The organism is Dactylosporangium sp. NPDC049525, from assembly GCF_040676755.1.
In the GTDB taxonomy this organism is placed as follows: domain Bacteria; phylum Actinomycetota; class Actinomycetes; order Mycobacteriales; family Micromonosporaceae; genus Dactylosporangium.
Genome location: NZ_JBFAPO010000001.1, coordinates 61,888 through 78,564, shown reverse-complemented (window position 1 = coordinate 78,564; position 16,677 = coordinate 61,888). Strand labels below are relative to the sequence as shown.

Sequence of the window (16,677 nt, the reverse complement as noted above, 5' to 3'; positions counted from 1 at the left end):
AGGTCGCAATGATCATCAAGACGGACGACGGCGGCCGGTGGACGCTGCCGCACCTCGACGAGCTGCGCGACCGCGGCCACGAGGTGGTCGCCGTCCTGCCGCCCGGCAGCGAGGGGCAGCTGCGCAAGGCGCTGCACGACCGGGGCATCGACGTCGTGCAGTCCGCCTTCGACTTCCGGTTCCGCCCGGTGCCGGCCACCGTCGCCGGGCTGCTCGGCCTGCGCGACCAGCTGCGCGCCCTCGCCCCGGACGTGCTGCACTACCACCTCTACGCCTCCGCCCTCGCCACCCGGCTCGCGAGCCTCGGGCTACCCACCCGGCGGGTGCACATGGTGGCCGGGCCGCTGTACCTCGAGTCGCCGCTGATTCGCCTGGTGGAGCGGCTGCTGTGCCGCCTCGACGCGGTCGTCGTCGGCGGCAGCGAGCACACCGCGACGCTCTACCGCCGCATCGGCATGCCCGGCACCAGGGTCACCGCGATCCCGTACGGCGTGGACACCGGGCACTTCACGCCGCCGTCACCCGCCTACCGGGCCGCGTGCCGGGACGCCTTCGGGGTCGACGCCGGCACGTTCACCGCCTGCATGGTCGCCTACGTGTACCCGCCGAAGCGGCTCACCCACCGCGGCCGCGGCATCAAGGGCCACGACGTGCTCCTCGCCGCGTGGCAGCGCTTCCGCCGGGAGACCCCCAGCGCCGCGGAGACCCGGCTGATCCTGCTCGGCGGCGGCTTCACCCCCGCCGGCGAGGCACACAAGCGGGAGCTGATGCGCAGGTTCGCCGTCGCCGGCGACGGCAGCGTCGACTGGCAGGACTCGGTCCTGGACGTGCGCGACTGCTACGCGGCCGCCGACATCAGCGTCAGCCCGTCGCTGTCGGAGAACCACGGCGCCGCCCTCGAAGCGGGCGCGATGGGCGTGCCGAGCATCGTCTCCGACGCCGGCGCCCTTCCGGAGACCGTCGAAGCGTCGACCGGCTGGACCGTGCCCCGCGACGACGTCGACGCGCTCGTCGCTGCCCTGCACGAGGCGCACGACGAGTTCCGCACCGGCGCGCTGCGCCGGCGGGGGCAGCTCGCCCGGGAGCTGACGGTGGCCCGGTTCGCCCAGGACACGGCCGCCGCCGCGGTCGCTGACGTGCTGGAACGGGTCGTCCGAAGATGACCGCCACGGCCAAGCCCTCGTCGAGATCGGCGGCCCGGCCGCCGGTCCGGCACGCCCGGCGGCCCTCCTTCGCCCGCAACGTCGGCTGGGGCGTCGCGGGCAACGCCGGCTACGCCCTGTGCCAGTGGCTGGTCCTCGTCGTCGTGGCCAGGCTCGGCACCCCGTCGATGGTCGGCGACTACGCCCTCGGGCTCGCCGTCGGCGCCCCCCTCGTCCTGCTGGCGAACCTGTCGCTGCGCACCGTCCTGGTCACCGACACCGGCCGGGAGCACCCGTTCCAGCGGTACCTGCGGGTCCGCGCCGGCGGGATGGCCGTCGCCATGGCCGCGATCTGCACCGCTGTGTGGATCTTCGACCTGCCCGCCGCGGTCGTCGTCCTGGTCGGCCTGGCGAAGGCGTTCGACGGCGTCGGCGACATCTACCTCGGCCTGCTGCAGCGCCACCACGACCAGCGCGCCGTCGCGGTCGCCCAGCTCGTCAACGGCGCGCTCACCATCGGGCTGACCGCGCTGCTGCTCGCCGCGACCGGCAGCATCGCCTGGGCCGCGGCCGGCTCCGCGATGGGCTCGCTGATCGCCTGGCTGGGCTGCTGCGCCCCGCTCGCCTCCCGCGTCGTGTACGCCGACGCCCGCAGCACCACCCCCAGGCGGCACACGCACCGCTTCAGCCCGCCCGGCTCCGGTGCCCTGGTCTGGACGGCGCTGCCGCTCGGCCTCGCCTCCGGGATCACGTCGCTGACCGCCAACGTGCCCCGCTACGCGCTGCAGGACCGGCTCGGCGCCGCCGCCCTCGGCGCGTTCGCCGCCGCCGGATACCTGGTCCTCACCGGCAACGTGCTGGTCTCCGCCGTCGCGCAGACCCTGCTGCCGCGCCTGGTCGACCTGCGCGCCGCCGGCGCCCGGGAACGCTTCGCGGCGCTGGTCCGGCAGTCGCTCATCGGCGTCACCGTCGCCGGCGTGCTCGCCGTCTGGGCCGCCGACCTGTTCGGCGCGACCGTGCTGCGGACCGTCTACGGCGAGCAGTACGCCGGGGACGCCGGCACCCTCACCGTCCTCACCGTCGCCACCGCCGTCGCCGCCACCTGCTTCGTGCTCGACGCCGCGCTGTCGGTGGTGCGCCGCTTCACCGGCCAGCTCGCCGTCAACGCCGCCGTCCTGGTCGCCGCGACCCTCGCCGCGCTGGCGCTGGTGCCCCGCTATGGCATCACCGGCGCGGCCTGGGCCACCGCGGCCGCCGCCGCCGTGCACGCCGGCCTGAAATGGGAGCTGCTGCGGCGTGACCTTTGACCCGTGGTACGCGGTGCTGCTCGCCGGGCTGGTGATCCCGGTGCTGCTGCTCGTGGGCGGGACCCGCGACGTGCTCGCCTACGTCGCCGCGTACTTCTTCCTCTTCGGCTTCGGCCCGGTCGTCAGCTACCTGCTCGGCGGCTCGATCTACTTCGGCACCAACACCGCGCTCATCGGCCGGGCCGCGCTCGGGCTGCTGCTCGCCTTCGCCGGGGTCCTCGCCGGCGGCCTGCTGGTGCGGCAGCGCGCCGACCTCACCGGCCCCAAGGTCACGCACCGGTTCCCGCTGCTGCCCGTCGTGCTCGTCGCGCTGTCGCTCTACGCGACGACCGTGCTGGTCCTCGGCGGCACCGGGTTCCTCGCCGGCACCAAGATCGACCGGATCGGCGTCGCCGGCCCCGGCCACTACGACTACCTGCTGTTCGAGATGTTCGCCTGCGCGCTGTACTTCATGGCCGACGGCAGCAGCGCCGGGCGCTTCACGTTCCGGCTGAACCTGGTCGTCTACGTCGCCTACTGCCTGTCGACCGGCGAGCGCGACTTCGTCTTCGTCCTGTTCAGCCTCATCCTGCATCGGGAACTGGCCCGCGGTGGCTCCTTCGCCAAGCCCGCCGGCTACGGCCTCGTCCTGCTGCTCGGCGCCACGCTGATCTTCAGCCTGCGCGGCGGCGGCCCCACCGACACCACCCAGGTGCTCAACCAGGGCTCCGTGCTGTTCGTCGACACCTGGGTGATGACGCACGTGCCGGCCGTCGACCCGTTCACGCACGGCGCCAGCTACTGGCACGCCGTGGTGAATCTGGTGCCCGGCCACGCACAGCCGCCGCTGGCGCAGTGGCTCGTCGACCGGTACGCCCCCGGCAGCGCGTCCGGCTACGGCTTCTCCCTCACCGCCGAGGCCTACCTGAACTATGGGCCGTGGTGCATCCCTGTCGTGTTCGCCGGGCTCACCGCCGTGCACCGGCTGCTGATCAACCGCATCGACCGGGCGCCGGTCTACGCGTACGGCAGCGTGCTGTTCACCGTCGCCTGGATGTACGGCTTCCGCGGCGAGAGCGCCGGCCTGCTCAAGACCTGCGTCTACGGGCTCGTCTTCTACGGCGTGCTGCGCCTGGTCACGGTCCGGGTCCCAGTCGGCAGCGATGGGGAGGTGGCGCCGCAGTGCGTCTCGTCGTGAGCTGTGAGCAGCGCTACGTGCGCACCCCCGACGGGCGGGTGTGGAGCACCACCGGCGGCGCCTACGACTTCTGGCAGCGGTACCTGCCGGTCTTCGCCGAGGTGCGCATCGTCGCCAGGGTCGCCGAGCGCCCGGGCCGCCCGCCGGACGCGCAGCGCGTCGACGGCGACCACGTCACCGTGCACGCCGTGCCGCACTACGTCGGCCCGCTGCAGTACCTGCTGCGCCTGCGTGGCGTGCGGGCCGCCGTCCGCGCCGCGGTCCGGCCCGGCGACGCCGCCCTGCTCCGCGTGCCGTCGCCGATCGGCACGCTGCTGCACCGGCACCTACGCCGCCGGGGCATGCCGTTCGGGCTCGAGGTCGTCGGCGACCCGCACGACGTGTTCGCGCCGGAGGCGCTGCGCCACCCGCTGCGCCCGCTGCTGCGCGCCTGGTTCACCGCCAGGCTGCGCTTCCAGTGCCGCACCGCCGTCGCCGTCGCCTACGTCACCGAGCGGGCGCTGCAGTCGCGGTACCCGGCCGGGCCCGGCGCCGTGACCGCCGCGTACTCCAGCATCCAGCTCGACGGGACGGCATTCGTCGACCGGCCACGGGCCGCCGCGTCGCCCAAGGTCGCGGTCCGGCTGGTGTCGGTCGGCTCGCTCGAGATGCCGTACAAGGGGATCGACACGCTCATCGAGGCGCTGCCGATGCTGGTACGGGCCGGCCTGGAGGCGCACCTCGTGCACCTCGGCGACGGCCGCTGCCGCCCCGACCTCGAACGCCTCGTGCGGGAACGGCGCCTCGGCGGGCGGGTCGCGTTCGCCGGTGCCGTCCCGCCCGGCGCGGCCGTGCGGCTGTTCCTGGACGACGCCGACCTGTTCGTGCTGCCATCGCGGACCGAAGGGCTGCCCAGGGCGCTGATCGAGGCGATGGCCAGGGCGCTGCCCGCGGTCGGCACCCGCGTCGGCGGCACCCCGGAGCTGCTCGACCAGGCGCACCTCGTGCCGCCCGACGACCCGGTCGCCCTCGCCTACGCGATCACCGCCCTGGTCGCCGACCCGGCGGCGTTCGCGGCCGCGTCGAAACGCAACCTCGCCCGCGCCCGCAGCTACGCCGCGGAGGCCCTCGGCCGGCGCCGTACCGACTTCTACCGCGCCCTGCGCGTCATCACCCAGCCCGAACAGGTCAAGGAGGTCGTCGGCGGTGCCCGACAGCTCGACTGAGATCACCGGTGTCCGCTCGCACCTGCGCGCGCTGCTGCGCACCCGGCGGCGCAAGGCGGTGCTCGCGGTCGCCGTCGTGCTGGTGCTCGGCACGGTGCTCGGCCTGCGGCTGCTGGTCGTCGCCGGCTCCGCCGCCGGGCACCTGCAACGCGCCGCCACCCTGGTCGGCACCCTGGAGCAGGCGCTGCGCGCCGGTGACCTCACCGCCGCCCGCCGCGCGACCGCGGACCTGCGCCGGCAGACGGGGGAGGCCCGCGCCGACACGCAGGGGCTCGCCTGGGGGCTGGGCACCTCGGCCCCGGTCGCCGGCGACGACCTGACCGCGGTCGGCGCCGTCGCCCGGATCGTCGACGACCTCGCCAACCGGGTCCTGCCGCCGCTGCTGGACGCGGCCGGCGGGCTGCAGTCGACGTTCACCGGCGGCCACGATCCGCAGGGCCTGGCGGCGGTCACCGCGGCCGCGCCGAAGATCGCCGCCGCGGGTGCGCTGGTGCGTTCGGCGCAGGACCGCCTCGCCGCCCTGGACCGGGGCGGCCTCGACCCGCGGGTCCGCACCGCGGTCGAGCGGCTCGACGACGGGCTGCGCCGGGTGGTGCCGCTGCTGGAGCCGGTCGCCCGCGCGGCCCGGCTGCTGCCCGCGATGCTCGGCGCCGCCGGGCCGCGGACCTACCTGGTGCTCTTCCAGAACCTCGCCGAGGTGCGGGCCACCGGCGGCATGATGGGCGCCTACGTGGTGCTCCAGGCCGACAAGGGCGTCATCAGCATCCTCGAGCAGGGCGCCGCCGCGACCGGCATCGGCTCGTTCCCGACCCCGGTGCTGCCCCTGAACCCCGACCAGGAGGACCTGCACACCGCCAGGCTCGGCACGTTCCCCGCCGACGTGAACCTCACCCCCGACTTCCCAACCGCGGCGGCGCTGTACCGCGAGATGTACCGGCTGCGCTCCGGCCGGGCCGTCGACGGCGTCCTGGCCACCGACCCGGTCGCGCTGGCCTACCTGCTGCAGGCGACCGGGCCGGTCGACGTCGCCGGCGGCCCTCCGCTCACCGCGCCGACCGCGGTGCGGCGGCTGCTGTCGGAGGTGTACCTGACGATCGCCGACCAGGCATCCCAGGACGCGTTCTTCGCCGGCGCCGCGAAGGCGGTCTTCGACAAGCTGACCGGCGCCGCGTTCTCCACCACGAAGCTGGTGCCGGCGCTGCGGCAGGCGGCGCGGGAGCGGCGGCTGCTCGCCTGGAGCGCGCACCCGCCGGAGCAGGCCGAGCTCGCCGGCATGGTCTTCGCCGGCACGCTGCCGGCCGAGGACGGGGACCGGCCGACCGTCGGGGTGTTCCTCAACGACGGGACCGGCGCCAAGCTCGGGTACTACATGACCCGCGAGGCCGCGCTGGTGCCCGGCGACTGCCTGGAGGACGGGTCCCGGCACCTGCGGCTCACCGTGAAGCTCGCCTCCAGCGCGCCCCGGTCAGGGCTGCCGCGCAGCGTGCTGGGGCTCGGGCTGGCCGGCGACGCCACGATCCGCACGAACGTCATGGTGTACCTGCCGAGCGGCGGCGCGCCCGTGGACGCCACCCAGGACGGCGCGCCGGTCGACTACGGCAGCGGCTTCGAACTGGGCCGCACCGTGGCGGTCTTCACCGTCGACCTGCCGCCCGGCAGGAGCAGCACGATCGAGCTGAACCTCATCACCGGGCCGCTGCCGGCGCCCGCGTCCGCGTTCACGCCGCGCCTGCTGACCACCCCCGGCATCGGGCCCTGGACGCTTCGGTTGCAATCCGCCGAGGCATGCGGCAAATGATGAAAAATGCCCATATCGGGGTGATGCGAAGTCTACGGTGAAATTTATGCGACCCCGAACAAGATCCGCACTGACCGCCCTCGCGGGGGCACTCGTCGCGGCGGCAGTGCTCGGAGCACCGACCGCCGCGCACGCCGAACCCGCTGGACCTGCGGCCGCGGCAGAGGCCTATCCGGCGCCGGAACCCGCCATCAGGGTGAGCTCCGGCTCGGTCAGCACCGGTGGCGCGGTCCGCATCGCGGGGAAGCGGTTCCTCCCCGGCGAGCCGATCTCGATCCGCGTCAAGTACCGCATCACCCGGCAATCCGGCGGCTTCGACAGCCCGTTCCCGGCCTCGGTGAGCGGCGACCGCCGCGCTGACGACGACGGCAAGTTCCACGCCAAGGTCCGGCTCACCTCGCCCGGCTACGCCACCATCAAGGTCACCGGCAAGAAGTCGGGACAGTCGGCCACCGTGACCGTGCGGGTGCTCGCCTGGCGCGGCTCCTACAGCTTCGGTGGCGACGACTTCTTCGCCGGTACGCCGCTGGGCAACGGCGTGCGCGACGACCGTGGCCACGACGACCACTGGGACGGCGGCGACCGGCCGGCCGGCTTCTACGGCCCGTTCTTCGGCGGCTGGAGCCCGTTCAAGCTGTCCGCCGACGAGACCAGCCTGAGTGCCGCGGACGCCTCGGCCGCCGGTGACCTGGCCGCCGGGACCCCGGCGAACGGCGCGCACGGCGCCGACGTGGTCGCCGGCCTGCTCGGCCTCACCGCGCTGATCGGCAGCGGCTTCATCCTGCGCCGCCGCCGCGTCTCCTAGCTCGCACCGCCGTCCACCTTTCTCCAGATGCGTTCGACCCGTCGGCCTTCACCACGGCCGGCGGGTCGAGTGTTCCCACCCTTAGGATGATCATGGGCAAAACAGTCATCATCGGGCAGGGCTACGTCGGCCTGCCGCTCGCCATCCGGGCGGTCGAAGCGGGCGACGACGTGATCGGGCTCGACGTCGACACCGACCGGGTCAAGTCCCTGGGCGCCGGCATCTCCTTCGTCGAGGACGTCCCGGACGACAAACTCGCCTGGGCGCTGGAAACCGGCCGGTATCACCCGACCGAGGACTACGCCGACGCCGCCGGCTTCGACACGTGCGCGATCACCGTGCCGACCCCGCTCACCGACGGCGTGCCCGACATCAGCCACATCGAGCAGGCCGCGCTGCAGATCGCCCCGCACCTGCGGGCCGGGTGCACGGTCATCCTCGAGTCCACCACCTACCCGGGCACCACCGAGACGGTCCTGCGGCCATTGCTGGAGCACGCGTCCGGGCTCAGCGCTCCGGACGAGTTCTACCTCGGCTACAGCCCGGAACGCATCGACCCGGGCAACCCCACCTGGCACCTGGACAACACGCCGAAGCTCGTGTCCGGCATCGACGAGGCATCCCTGGCCGCCACGATGCGCTTCTACCAGCGCTTCGTCGAGCGCCTGGTGCCGGTCTCCGCGCCCCGCACCGCGGAGCTGACGAAGCTCTTCGAGAACACGTTCCGGCACATCAACATCGCCCTGGTCAACGAGCTCGCCATCGTCGCCAACCAGCTCGGCGTCGACGTGCGGGAGGCGATCGGCGCCGCCGCGACCAAACCGTTCGGGTTCATGGCATTCGACCCCGGGCCCGGCGTCGGCGGGCACTGCCTGCCGATCGACCCGTCCTACCTCTCGTGGCAGGTCAAGCGCGAGGTCGGGCAGCGCTTCCGGTTCATCGAGCTGGCCAACGACGTCAACGAGGGCATGCCCCGCTACGTCGTGCAGCGCCTCGCCGCCGGGCTCAACACCCGGTTCAAGCCGGTCAACGGCAGCCGGATCCTGCTGCTGGGCCTGGCCTACAAGAGCAACGTCGGCGACCTGCGCGAGTCGCCGGCCCGCGCCGTCGCCGAGATCCTCGTCACCCAGGGCGCCGAGGTGCACGCCGTCGAGCCGCACGCCTCACAGCGCGACACCGGCAACGTCAGCGGGGTGACCGTCGTCGATCTGACCCCGGCCGAACTGTCCGCCGCCGACGCCGTCGTCCTGCTCACCGACCATGACGACTTCGACTACGACATGGTCGAGCGGCACGCCACGTACATCTTCGACACCCGGGCCCGCTGCCACGGCGAGGCCGTCGAACGACTGTAATCCGTCAATGTGAGGCGGCGTCACGTCCGTCGGGTAGCTTGGCCCGGTGATCGTGGTGCCGCTGCTCACGTTTCTGGCCGTCGTGGGCCTGTGCCTGCCCCGCGACGGCGGGGTCCGGCTCGCGCTGCTGCGGGCCGCGGTCCTCGTCGCCGGCGCCGCATCGCTCGGCGTCGAGGCGCTGTCGGCGGCGCACGCGCTGGACCGGCCCGTGGTCATCACCGGCTGGGTGCTCGCGCTGCTGATCACCGGCGGGTTCGCGATCCGCTCGTCCCGCCGTCCACGCTTCGACCTGCGGGCCCGGTGGACCGCGCTGGCCACCGTCGAGCGGCTGATGGTCGGCGCGCTCGCCGGGCTCTTCCTGCTCGACCTCGCCGTCGCCCTCATCGCGCCGCCCAACAACTTCGACTCCCAGACCTACCACCTGCCGAAGATCGAGCACTGGGTCCAGCAGGGCGACGTCAGCTTCTACCCGACCGTCATCGACCGGCAGCTGGCGATGGCGCCGGGCGCGGAGTTCCTGCTGCTGCACCTGCGGCTGCTCACCGGCGGCGACGGCGCCTACAACCTGGTCCAGCTCGCCGCCGGCGTCGGCGCGGTCCTCGCCGCGTCCCGCATCGCCGGGCAGCTCGGCGGCGGCACCAGGGCGCAGCTGGTCACCGCGCTCGTCGTCGGCACCACCCCGATGGTGGTGCTCCAGGCGACCAGCACCCAGACCGACCTCGTCGTCGCGCTGTGGGTCGCCTGCGTCGCGACCTTCGCCCTCGACGGACTGCGCGCCCTTTCCGGGCGCTTCGACACCCTGCTGATCGGCACCGCCGCCGGGCTGACGCTGCTGACGAAGGCGACCGGGCTGCTCGCCGCCGGTCTGCTGCTCGCGGTCTGGGCCGTTGCGCAGTTGCGGCTGGCCCGGTGGCGCGGCGTGGCGGCGGCGGTCGCGGTCGGCGCGCTGATGCTGCTGCTCGCCGGGCCCAACCTGCTGCGGGTCCAGGACACCTACGAAAACCCGCTCGGACCGGCGCACCTGCGCGAATCGATCTCCATGCAACGGCACGACCCGGCGGCGGTGCTGATCAACGCGCTGCGCGTCGCGGAGACGGCGCTGCAGACGCCGGTCGGGCCGGTGAACGACGCGGTTGCCGCCGGCATCATCGGCCTGGCCGGCGTCCTCGGCGTGGACCCGCAGGGGCGGGACATCACGTACTGGAACGAGGAGTTCCCCTACCGGTCGTGGCCGCCGGACGAGGACCGGGTGTCGCTGCCCGCGCAGGGCGTACTGATCCTGATCGGCGCGCTGCTGCTGCTGTTCCGCAAGGACACCAGGCTCTACGCCGCCGTGTTCTGGCTGGCGGTCCTCGCGTACGTCGTCACCGTGAAGTGGCAGCCGTGGGGCAACCGGCTCATCGTCTTCCTGCTCGTGCTGGGCGCGCCGCTCGCGGGGCTGTGGATCGCGGGGCTCACCGGCCGGCGGTTCGCCACCTGGGCCACCACCGGCGCGCTCGCGGCCGGGGTCGCCGTCGGCGGGTTCGCGGTCGCCTACGGCTGGCCCCGCCGCCTCGTCGGGCACGGCTCGGTCTTCACGACCTCGCAGCTCGACCAGCGGTTCATCCGTGAGCCCGGCTGGCAACGCGACTACGAGTGGGCGGCGGCCGAGGTCCGGGCGTCAGGGGCGCGGCGGGTCGGGCTCGTGCAGGGGTACAACACGTGGGAGTACCCCTGGTGGATCCTGCTGCCCGGCACGCGGATCGACTCGCTGCAGTCGCTGCAGCCGGGTCTGACCCCGCCGGGCACCGCCGAACTGGACGCGGTGCTGTGCGTGAAGCCGCCGCACGACTGCGAGTTCTACCTGCTGCCGACGTGGACCGTGCACCGCCGCAATGACGTGGCCTACGCGCTGGCGCCGCGACCCTGACGGCCTCTGTGCGGTGGCGCGGCGTCTATGCGGTGGCGTCCTGGCGGCCCGTGGCCGGCTCCGTGGCAGGGCTCTGGCCGGGGACGACCGCCGAGGGCTCGGCGCGCTGCCGGGAGCGGACCTCACCGGCCAGCAGCACCAGCCAGATCGCGCCGTTGGTGCCGCCGATCACCCAGTCCTCGGTCATGATCGTCGGGACCGCCGCGGCGGCGCCGACCGTGAACCACAGCGCCGGCTGCGCCACGTGCGGGCGGCGGAGGATCACGGCGTACCAGAGGCCGCGCAGCGCGTGCCACAGCAGCAGTGCGACACCGATCAGGAAGCCGATCGCGCCGAGCACACCACCGCGGCGGAACGCGCCGACCGCGGCGTTGTCGGTGTTGAGGTCGCGGCGCGGGCCCTCCTTGGGGGCGCCGTCGTTGTCGCGGTGCACGACGGCGCGTGAGGTGCGCGCGTCGCCGAACGTCTTCTCCGCCCAGCCGGCGTGCTCCCAGTCGACCCACACCTGCCGCCACGTGTCGGTGCGGCCGCTGGTGACGTCGGAGCCACCGTCGGTGAACCGGTCGCGGAACAGGAAGGTGCTGCCGCCGCCGATGGTGAAGATCGCCGCGAGGACCACGAACGGCATCGCGACCGCGACCCAGCGGGCCCGGCCGCGCTCCTCGTCTTCGCCGCGGCGGCGCAGGAAAACCACGACGGCGTGGGCGCAGGCGGCGGCGGCCGCGAACACGAACCCGGTCCGCGAGTCGCTGATCGAGATGACCAGCGCGGCGATCACGGCGACGCCGAGGCGCTGCCAGGCGGCGAACGCTCGGTCGAACCCGACCCGCACCGAGGCGATGACGACCAGGCCGGCGAGGGAGTTGGGGTGGTAGAACACACCCGTCCCGCCCCAGAACCGGTTGCGCATCACCCGCGCTGACGCGCTGTCGGGGATCGCGTGGAGCTCGTCGAAGAGGCTGCCGGCGCCGAAGTACAGCAGCGCGCCGATGCCGACCAGGATCGCCGCGGCCATGCCGATGCTGAGATCCCTGCGCCGGTCCTTACTGGTGACCGCGACCACGGCCAGGACCGCGAGGGTGAACACGCCGAGGTAGGCCAGGCGCTGCGCGGCCACGGTGAGATGGCCGGAGCGCAGCACGAACAGCGCGCCGAGCACGCCGAACACCCAGTAGGACAGGCCGAGCCAGGCGCCGCCGAGCGCCGGCAGCTCCCGCAGGTTGCGCAGCCACGGCCGCCCCCACACGGCGAAGACGACGACCTCGACGCCCAGCACCGCCCAGATGACGATCGGGCGCTGGGTCGAGGTCCAGGTGAGGATGCCGGCGAGGGTGAACAGCCCGCCGAGGACCGCACCCTGCAGCGTGCTGCCGCGCAGGCTCACCGCCAGCCCGACGACGCCGAGCGCGATGAGCGCACCCGCGAACGCCTCCGCCGACTCGCTGAGGCTGCCGGTCCGGCCGTGCTCCAGGACGGCCGCGAGGACCGCCAGGATCACCGCGGCGACCACGCCCGCGGTGGTCGCGGTGCGCCGGGTCACCGGGCGCTGGCCTGCAGCTGCTTCTTGCCCTTGCGCCTGCGGCTCAGGAAGAAGTCGCGCACCACCCGCCGGGGACCCGCCGGGACCAGCCACACCTGCAGGAACGTCACATAGTCCGTCACGCTGGGCTTGCCGTGCCGGCGGGCCTCGCCGAGCAGGTCGAAGAAGACCCTCGGGCTGCGGCTCGCGGCAGCCATCGAGCCCACGACGCTCATCGCGAGCGCGGCGTAAGCGCGCGGCGTCACCCGCGGGCGGGTCTCGCGCAGCCAGTCCAGCGACTGCTTCCACGGCGCGTCGAAGCTGATCCGGGGCCGGTTCTCGTCGGCATACCAGATGACCAGGGGCTCCTCGGCGTAGATCAGGTCGACGCCCTCCTCCTGGAGGCTGCGCAGCGTCCAGTCGAGCTCCTGCAGGCGGCGCAGGCCGTCGGCGAAGGGCACCTTCCGTAGCAGCGCCGTCGGCGCCATGATCGTGGAGGTCTGGATGAACCCGTCGCCGTGGAACAGCCCGTGCCGCACGGCCAGGTATTCGCTGATCGGCTCGCCGGGCGCCGGCACCCGGCGCGGCATGATCAGCTCGGCCCGCGGGGTGCGCATGTAGAGGCGGCTGCCCACGATCGGCAGCGGCACCCCGGACGCCTTGGCCCGGGCCAGCTGGGTCTCCAGCTTCACCGGCAGCCACTCGTCGTCGTCGTCGAGAAACGCGACCCACTCGGCGGCGGCGGCGTCGACCCCGTGGTTGCGCGCGGCCGGCGCGCCGCCGGACGTCTCGCGCTCGATCCAGCGGACCCGCTCGTCGCCGATCTCCCCGAGGGCTGCAACCGTCGCGGCGTCGGGGCCGTCAATGATGACGACGACCTCGATCTCCTGCAGCGTCGAAGCCAGTGCACTACGCACGGCCCGCACCACGAGCTCGGGCCGGTTGCGCGTCGGGATGACGACGCTCACCACGGGTGTTTGCACGATGACCAATCCGTCTCGGCGATCCTTAAGGGTTCGCTGGCGTAGCGTACACGAGCTGCACTTTTGTCGGATACTTCGCAGCGAGCAGGCGCGCGGCTTCGATGTTCGACGGTGCAGCCGGATCACCGAAGGCTACCGGCAGCGGCTGGCCGGGCTGCACTCCGGGGCGGCTCGGGTGATCCGTATCCACAACGAGCAGGCTGGCCGCCGGGTCGTGCAGGAAGAAGCGCACGGTCACCGGACTGTTTGCCACCAAACGATCCAGGTCGGCCATGGTGCCGCCCTTGCCGCCCGGGTACAGCAGGCCGGACCAGCCGGGGAACTGCCGGTACTGGCCCTGCAGGGCGGCGGCACCCAGCGTCGCCGACCAGTTGCGCCACGGGCTGCCCATGAGGTCGACGTTCACCGCGCCGCCGCCGTCGGGGAACATCCTGGCGATCAGCAGCGCGTCACGGGCCGCCTCCGGGGAGCCACGGTCCTTGCCGAGCGCGAGCTTCACCCCGGGCGCGACCGGCGTCGTGTGCCACTCGCCGCCGGCGACCAGCATGAACAGCGCCACCGGCACCGCCACGACGGCGGTCCGGCGCAACTGGAACCTGGCCAGCCCGCCCAGCGTGCACAGCGCGACCACGATCAGCAGGTGCAGCAGCTTGTCGAAGTAGTAGACGGGCCGGCCGAGGGTGGCGATCTGGTAGGCCCCGAGACCCACTGCCATGACGCCGGCCGTCGCGAGGGCGAACCCGGCTGCTCGCAGCCGCGGCGCCCGTCGGCCGTTGCTCAGCAGTACCCCCGCCGCAGCGAGGGCCACGAGCAGTGCGGTCGCGGGCCGGTCCACGACCCTGGCGGTGCCGTTGAGCAGCAGCTGGCCGCCGCTGGAGGCCTGCGCGGCGGTCAGCGGGCCGATCGCGGCGAGGGCGCCGACGGCCACCGCGCAGACCCACGCCCACCAGCGCCGCCACAGCCGGGCCCGGACGGCCCACAGCGCGGCGACGATCCCGGCGTAGGGCAGGAACAGCGCGTAGGTGAACGAGACGCCGACCAGCAGCAGCGCGACCGTCGCCGTCTGCTCGCCGAGGCGGGTCAGCGGGCGGGCCACCAGCGCGGTCAGGACCGCGGCGCAGGCGAGGCCGGCGAGCTCGTTGGGGTAGCCGCGGGACAGCACGGTCACCGGGTCGCCGAGGACCAGCCAGGCGCCGACCAGCCCGAGCACCGGCAGCAGGCGGGTGGTGGTGGCGCCCGGCCCGGCGATACGGCGGGCCGCCCACAGGATCGCGAGCGCGAGCAGCAGGTAGGTGCCGACGAGCAGCCACACCATCACGTCGACGGCGGTCGCGGGAGCGGCGTTGTGCCCCGACGAGCGCACGAACCGGTCCAGCACCGCGTAGCTGAAGTGCAGGCCCTGGGGATAGTTGGCGATGCCGGTGAGTTCGGCGTCCGGCACAAACGGGCGCAGCGACTCCGGCCGCATGAACAGGTAGCCGCCGGTCCGGCCGATGACGTCGAACAGCAGGTAGTGCCGGGCGATGTCCTCGCCGGCCAGGGGGAGGCCGAGCCGGCCGCCGAGGTCGCGGACGGCGTACGGCACGAGGGCCACCACCGACACGCCACCGACGGCGAGCGCAAGAAGTGCGTCTTTGCGCATCTTCGGCATTTCGGGCATGCGCTTGGTGGCGGTGGCGACCAGGACCAGCACCGTGAACGCGGTGCCGGCGATGAGCGTCGGGTGCAGGTGGCCGGGCCACAGCGTGATCGCGAGCCCGAAGACGCAGGCCGCGCCGAACAGCTGGGCGGCCGCCACGACAACCCGGTCGACCAGCGAGACTGCGCCCCGCTGGATGGCCACGGTGCCCGCGAGGACCAGCAGCGGCAGGACGAAGTCCAACCGCAGCGGATGGGTCGCCAACGGGACCAGCCAGGCCAGGGCGAGTGCCACCGCCGTTTTCCGGATCACCAACACGCTCCGTATTCATCGGGGCCACCGGCGATGCAACGTCGCCGCCGGGACGTGACGATATCGCGTTGTCCAGGTACGGTGCAGAAGGCTTCCGGGGCCGGCCTTCATGACGGAAGGTGATTGCCGAATACGGGGAGTGGCGGGGAGTTGGCGAAGGGCGTGGCGCGACGAAAGGGTCGCGGCCGGCGGGATCCACTGTGGGCCCGGATCCTTGTGATCGCGGGTGCGCTCCTGATGATCAGTGCCGGCACGACATTCGTGCTGAAGGACGTCGTCTTCGGCTACGCGACCCGCAGCGTCAACAAGGAAGACCTGCTCCCGGCCGACGGCGGCCAGCACGCCTCGGTCAACGGCGCGAAGAACATCCTGCTGATCGGCATCGACCCGCGGCCCAACCAGGACCCCACCGAGGCGATCCGCTCCGACTCCATCCTGATCCTGCACATCCCGGCCAGCCACGACATGGCCTTCCTGATCTCGATCCCGCGCGACACCTGGGTCGGCATCCCGAAGTACAACAACGGCAAGCGCACCTATGGCGGCGGCAAGGGCAAGATCAACGGCGCGTTCGCCGAGGGTGGCTACGGCCTCACCGGCAAGGACCAGCGTAAGCACGGCACCACGCTGCTCGCCGCCACCATCAAGCAGAACTGGGGCATCACCTTCGACGCGGCCGCGATCGTCGACTTCGTCGGCTTCCAGGACGTCGTGCGGGTCCTCGGTGGCGTCGACATGTATGTCGACCAGCGCACCGTCTCGGTCCACATCGGCCACGACGCCAAGGGCAACACGAAGGTCCCCTTCGAGCAGCGGGACGATCCCAACGGCGGCACCATCCTGATCCCGATCAAGGGCGTCACCCCCAAGGTGTATGAGGTGGGCCAGCAGCACCTGGCCGCCTGGGAGGCGCTGGACTTCGTCCGCCAGCGCGAGACCCTGCCCAAGAGCGACTACGACCGCCAGCGGCACCAGCAGCAGTTCATCAAGGCCCTGCTGAAGAAGATCGCCAGCAAGGAGGTCATCGGCAACCCCGGCACCCTCAACAAGGTCCTCGAGGTGATCGGCCGCGCCATGACCATCGACACCGGCAAGATCGGGCTGGACGACTGGATCTTCGCGATGCGCGGCATCGACGGCGACCGCATGCTGACGCTCAAGACCAACGACGGCGGCTTCCACGCGTCCCCGGAGAACCCCGGCGCCGAGGCGCTCGACCAGACCACCCTGGACCTGTTGAGCGCGGTGCGGACGAAGACGGTGCCGGCGTTCGTCGCCTCCAACCCGAGCATCGTCAGCTCCAGCAGCTGACCCGTCGCCCTGCCGCTGAAAGCGTGCGGCGCAACTTTGGCGGCCGCGGGTCTCGGCTCTCTCACAACCCGGTGGGTCTTTGTTGCCCGGCGACCGGTAATCCGCTGCGTTGCGTGAGCCGCGCGAGTCCGGACATTGCGTTGCGTGAGTCGCGCGAGTCCCGACACTGCGTTGCGTGAGTTGCGCGAGTCCGGACACACGACGTTGATCCGGCG

12 protein-coding genes are annotated in these 16,677 nt (G+C 72.9%); 9 read left to right on the top strand and 3 right to left on the bottom strand.

Annotation, left to right across the window (positions count from 1 at the left end; genetic code table 11):
* Positions 1-8 precede the first annotated feature (8 nt).
* The 8 genes from AB0K00_RS00300 (at position 9) to AB0K00_RS00265 (ending at position 10,698) form a co-directional block, all read left to right on the top strand.
* Positions 9-1,163 carry a glycosyltransferase gene (locus AB0K00_RS00300; protein WP_363512871.1) on the top strand — a complete coding sequence of 385 codons (1,155 nt, stop codon included), beginning with the start codon at positions 9-11 and terminating at the stop codon, positions 1,161-1,163.
* Positions 1,160-2,449, top strand: coding sequence for a lipopolysaccharide biosynthesis protein (locus AB0K00_RS00295; RefSeq protein WP_363512868.1), 1,290 nt, complete (start codon positions 1,160-1,162; stop codon positions 2,447-2,449). The genes AB0K00_RS00300 and AB0K00_RS00295 overlap by 4 nt, the downstream gene beginning before the upstream one ends.
* On the top strand, positions 2,439-3,626 hold the full coding sequence (locus AB0K00_RS00290; protein WP_363512865.1) for a hypothetical protein: 1,188 nt from the start codon (positions 2,439-2,441) through the stop codon (positions 3,624-3,626). Before AB0K00_RS00295 ends, AB0K00_RS00290 begins: the two co-directional genes overlap by 11 nt.
* Positions 3,611-4,831 carry a glycosyltransferase gene (locus AB0K00_RS00285; protein ID WP_363512862.1) on the top strand — a complete coding sequence of 407 codons (1,221 nt, stop codon included), beginning with the start codon at positions 3,611-3,613 and terminating at the stop codon, positions 4,829-4,831. The genes AB0K00_RS00290 and AB0K00_RS00285 overlap by 16 nt, the downstream gene beginning before the upstream one ends.
* A complete protein-coding gene (locus tag AB0K00_RS00280) occupies positions 4,812-6,629 on the top strand; it encodes a DUF4012 domain-containing protein (protein ID WP_363512859.1) in 1,818 nt (605 codons plus the stop codon). The genes AB0K00_RS00285 and AB0K00_RS00280 overlap by 20 nt, the downstream gene beginning before the upstream one ends.
* A gap of 46 nt (positions 6,630-6,675) precedes the next feature.
* A complete protein-coding gene (locus AB0K00_RS00275) occupies positions 6,676-7,434 on the top strand; it encodes a hypothetical protein (RefSeq protein WP_363512856.1) in 759 nt (252 codons plus the stop codon).
* Between the two features lie 92 nt (positions 7,435-7,526).
* Entirely contained in the window at positions 7,527-8,789 is a 1,263-nt protein-coding gene (locus tag AB0K00_RS00270; protein ID WP_363512853.1) for a nucleotide sugar dehydrogenase, read from the top strand.
* Between the two features lie 46 nt (positions 8,790-8,835).
* Positions 8,836-10,698 (top strand): hypothetical protein, encoded by a 1,863-nt coding sequence (locus AB0K00_RS00265; RefSeq protein WP_363512850.1) that lies wholly within the window; start codon positions 8,836-8,838, stop codon positions 10,696-10,698.
* Between the two features lie 25 nt (positions 10,699-10,723).
* Here AB0K00_RS00265 and AB0K00_RS00260 read toward each other — a convergent pair whose 3' ends face one another.
* Genes AB0K00_RS00260 through AB0K00_RS00250 form a run of 3 tightly spaced genes read right to left on the bottom strand, consistent with a single transcriptional unit; the run spans position 10,724 to position 15,151 of the window.
* On the bottom strand, positions 10,724-12,238 hold the full coding sequence (locus tag AB0K00_RS00260) for an O-antigen ligase family protein (RefSeq protein ID WP_363512847.1): 1,515 nt from the start codon (positions 12,236-12,238) through the stop codon (positions 10,724-10,726).
* A complete protein-coding gene (locus AB0K00_RS00255; RefSeq protein ID WP_363512844.1) occupies positions 12,235-13,200 on the bottom strand; it encodes a glycosyltransferase family 2 protein in 966 nt (321 codons plus the stop codon). The genes AB0K00_RS00260 and AB0K00_RS00255 overlap by 4 nt, the downstream gene beginning before the upstream one ends.
* A 25-nt stretch (positions 13,201-13,225) precedes the next feature.
* The gene (locus tag AB0K00_RS00250) at positions 13,226-15,151 is read right to left on the bottom strand and encodes a hypothetical protein (protein ID WP_363512841.1); all 1,926 of its coding nucleotides are present in this window, start codon (positions 15,149-15,151) and stop codon (positions 13,226-13,228) included.
* A gap of 237 nt (positions 15,152-15,388) precedes the next feature.
* Between AB0K00_RS00250 and AB0K00_RS00245 the strand changes: the two genes are divergently transcribed.
* Positions 15,389-16,462, top strand: a complete 1,074-nt coding sequence (locus tag AB0K00_RS00245) for an LCP family protein (RefSeq protein ID WP_363512838.1) — start codon at positions 15,389-15,391, stop codon at positions 16,460-16,462.
* Positions 16,463-16,677 lie beyond the last annotated feature (215 nt).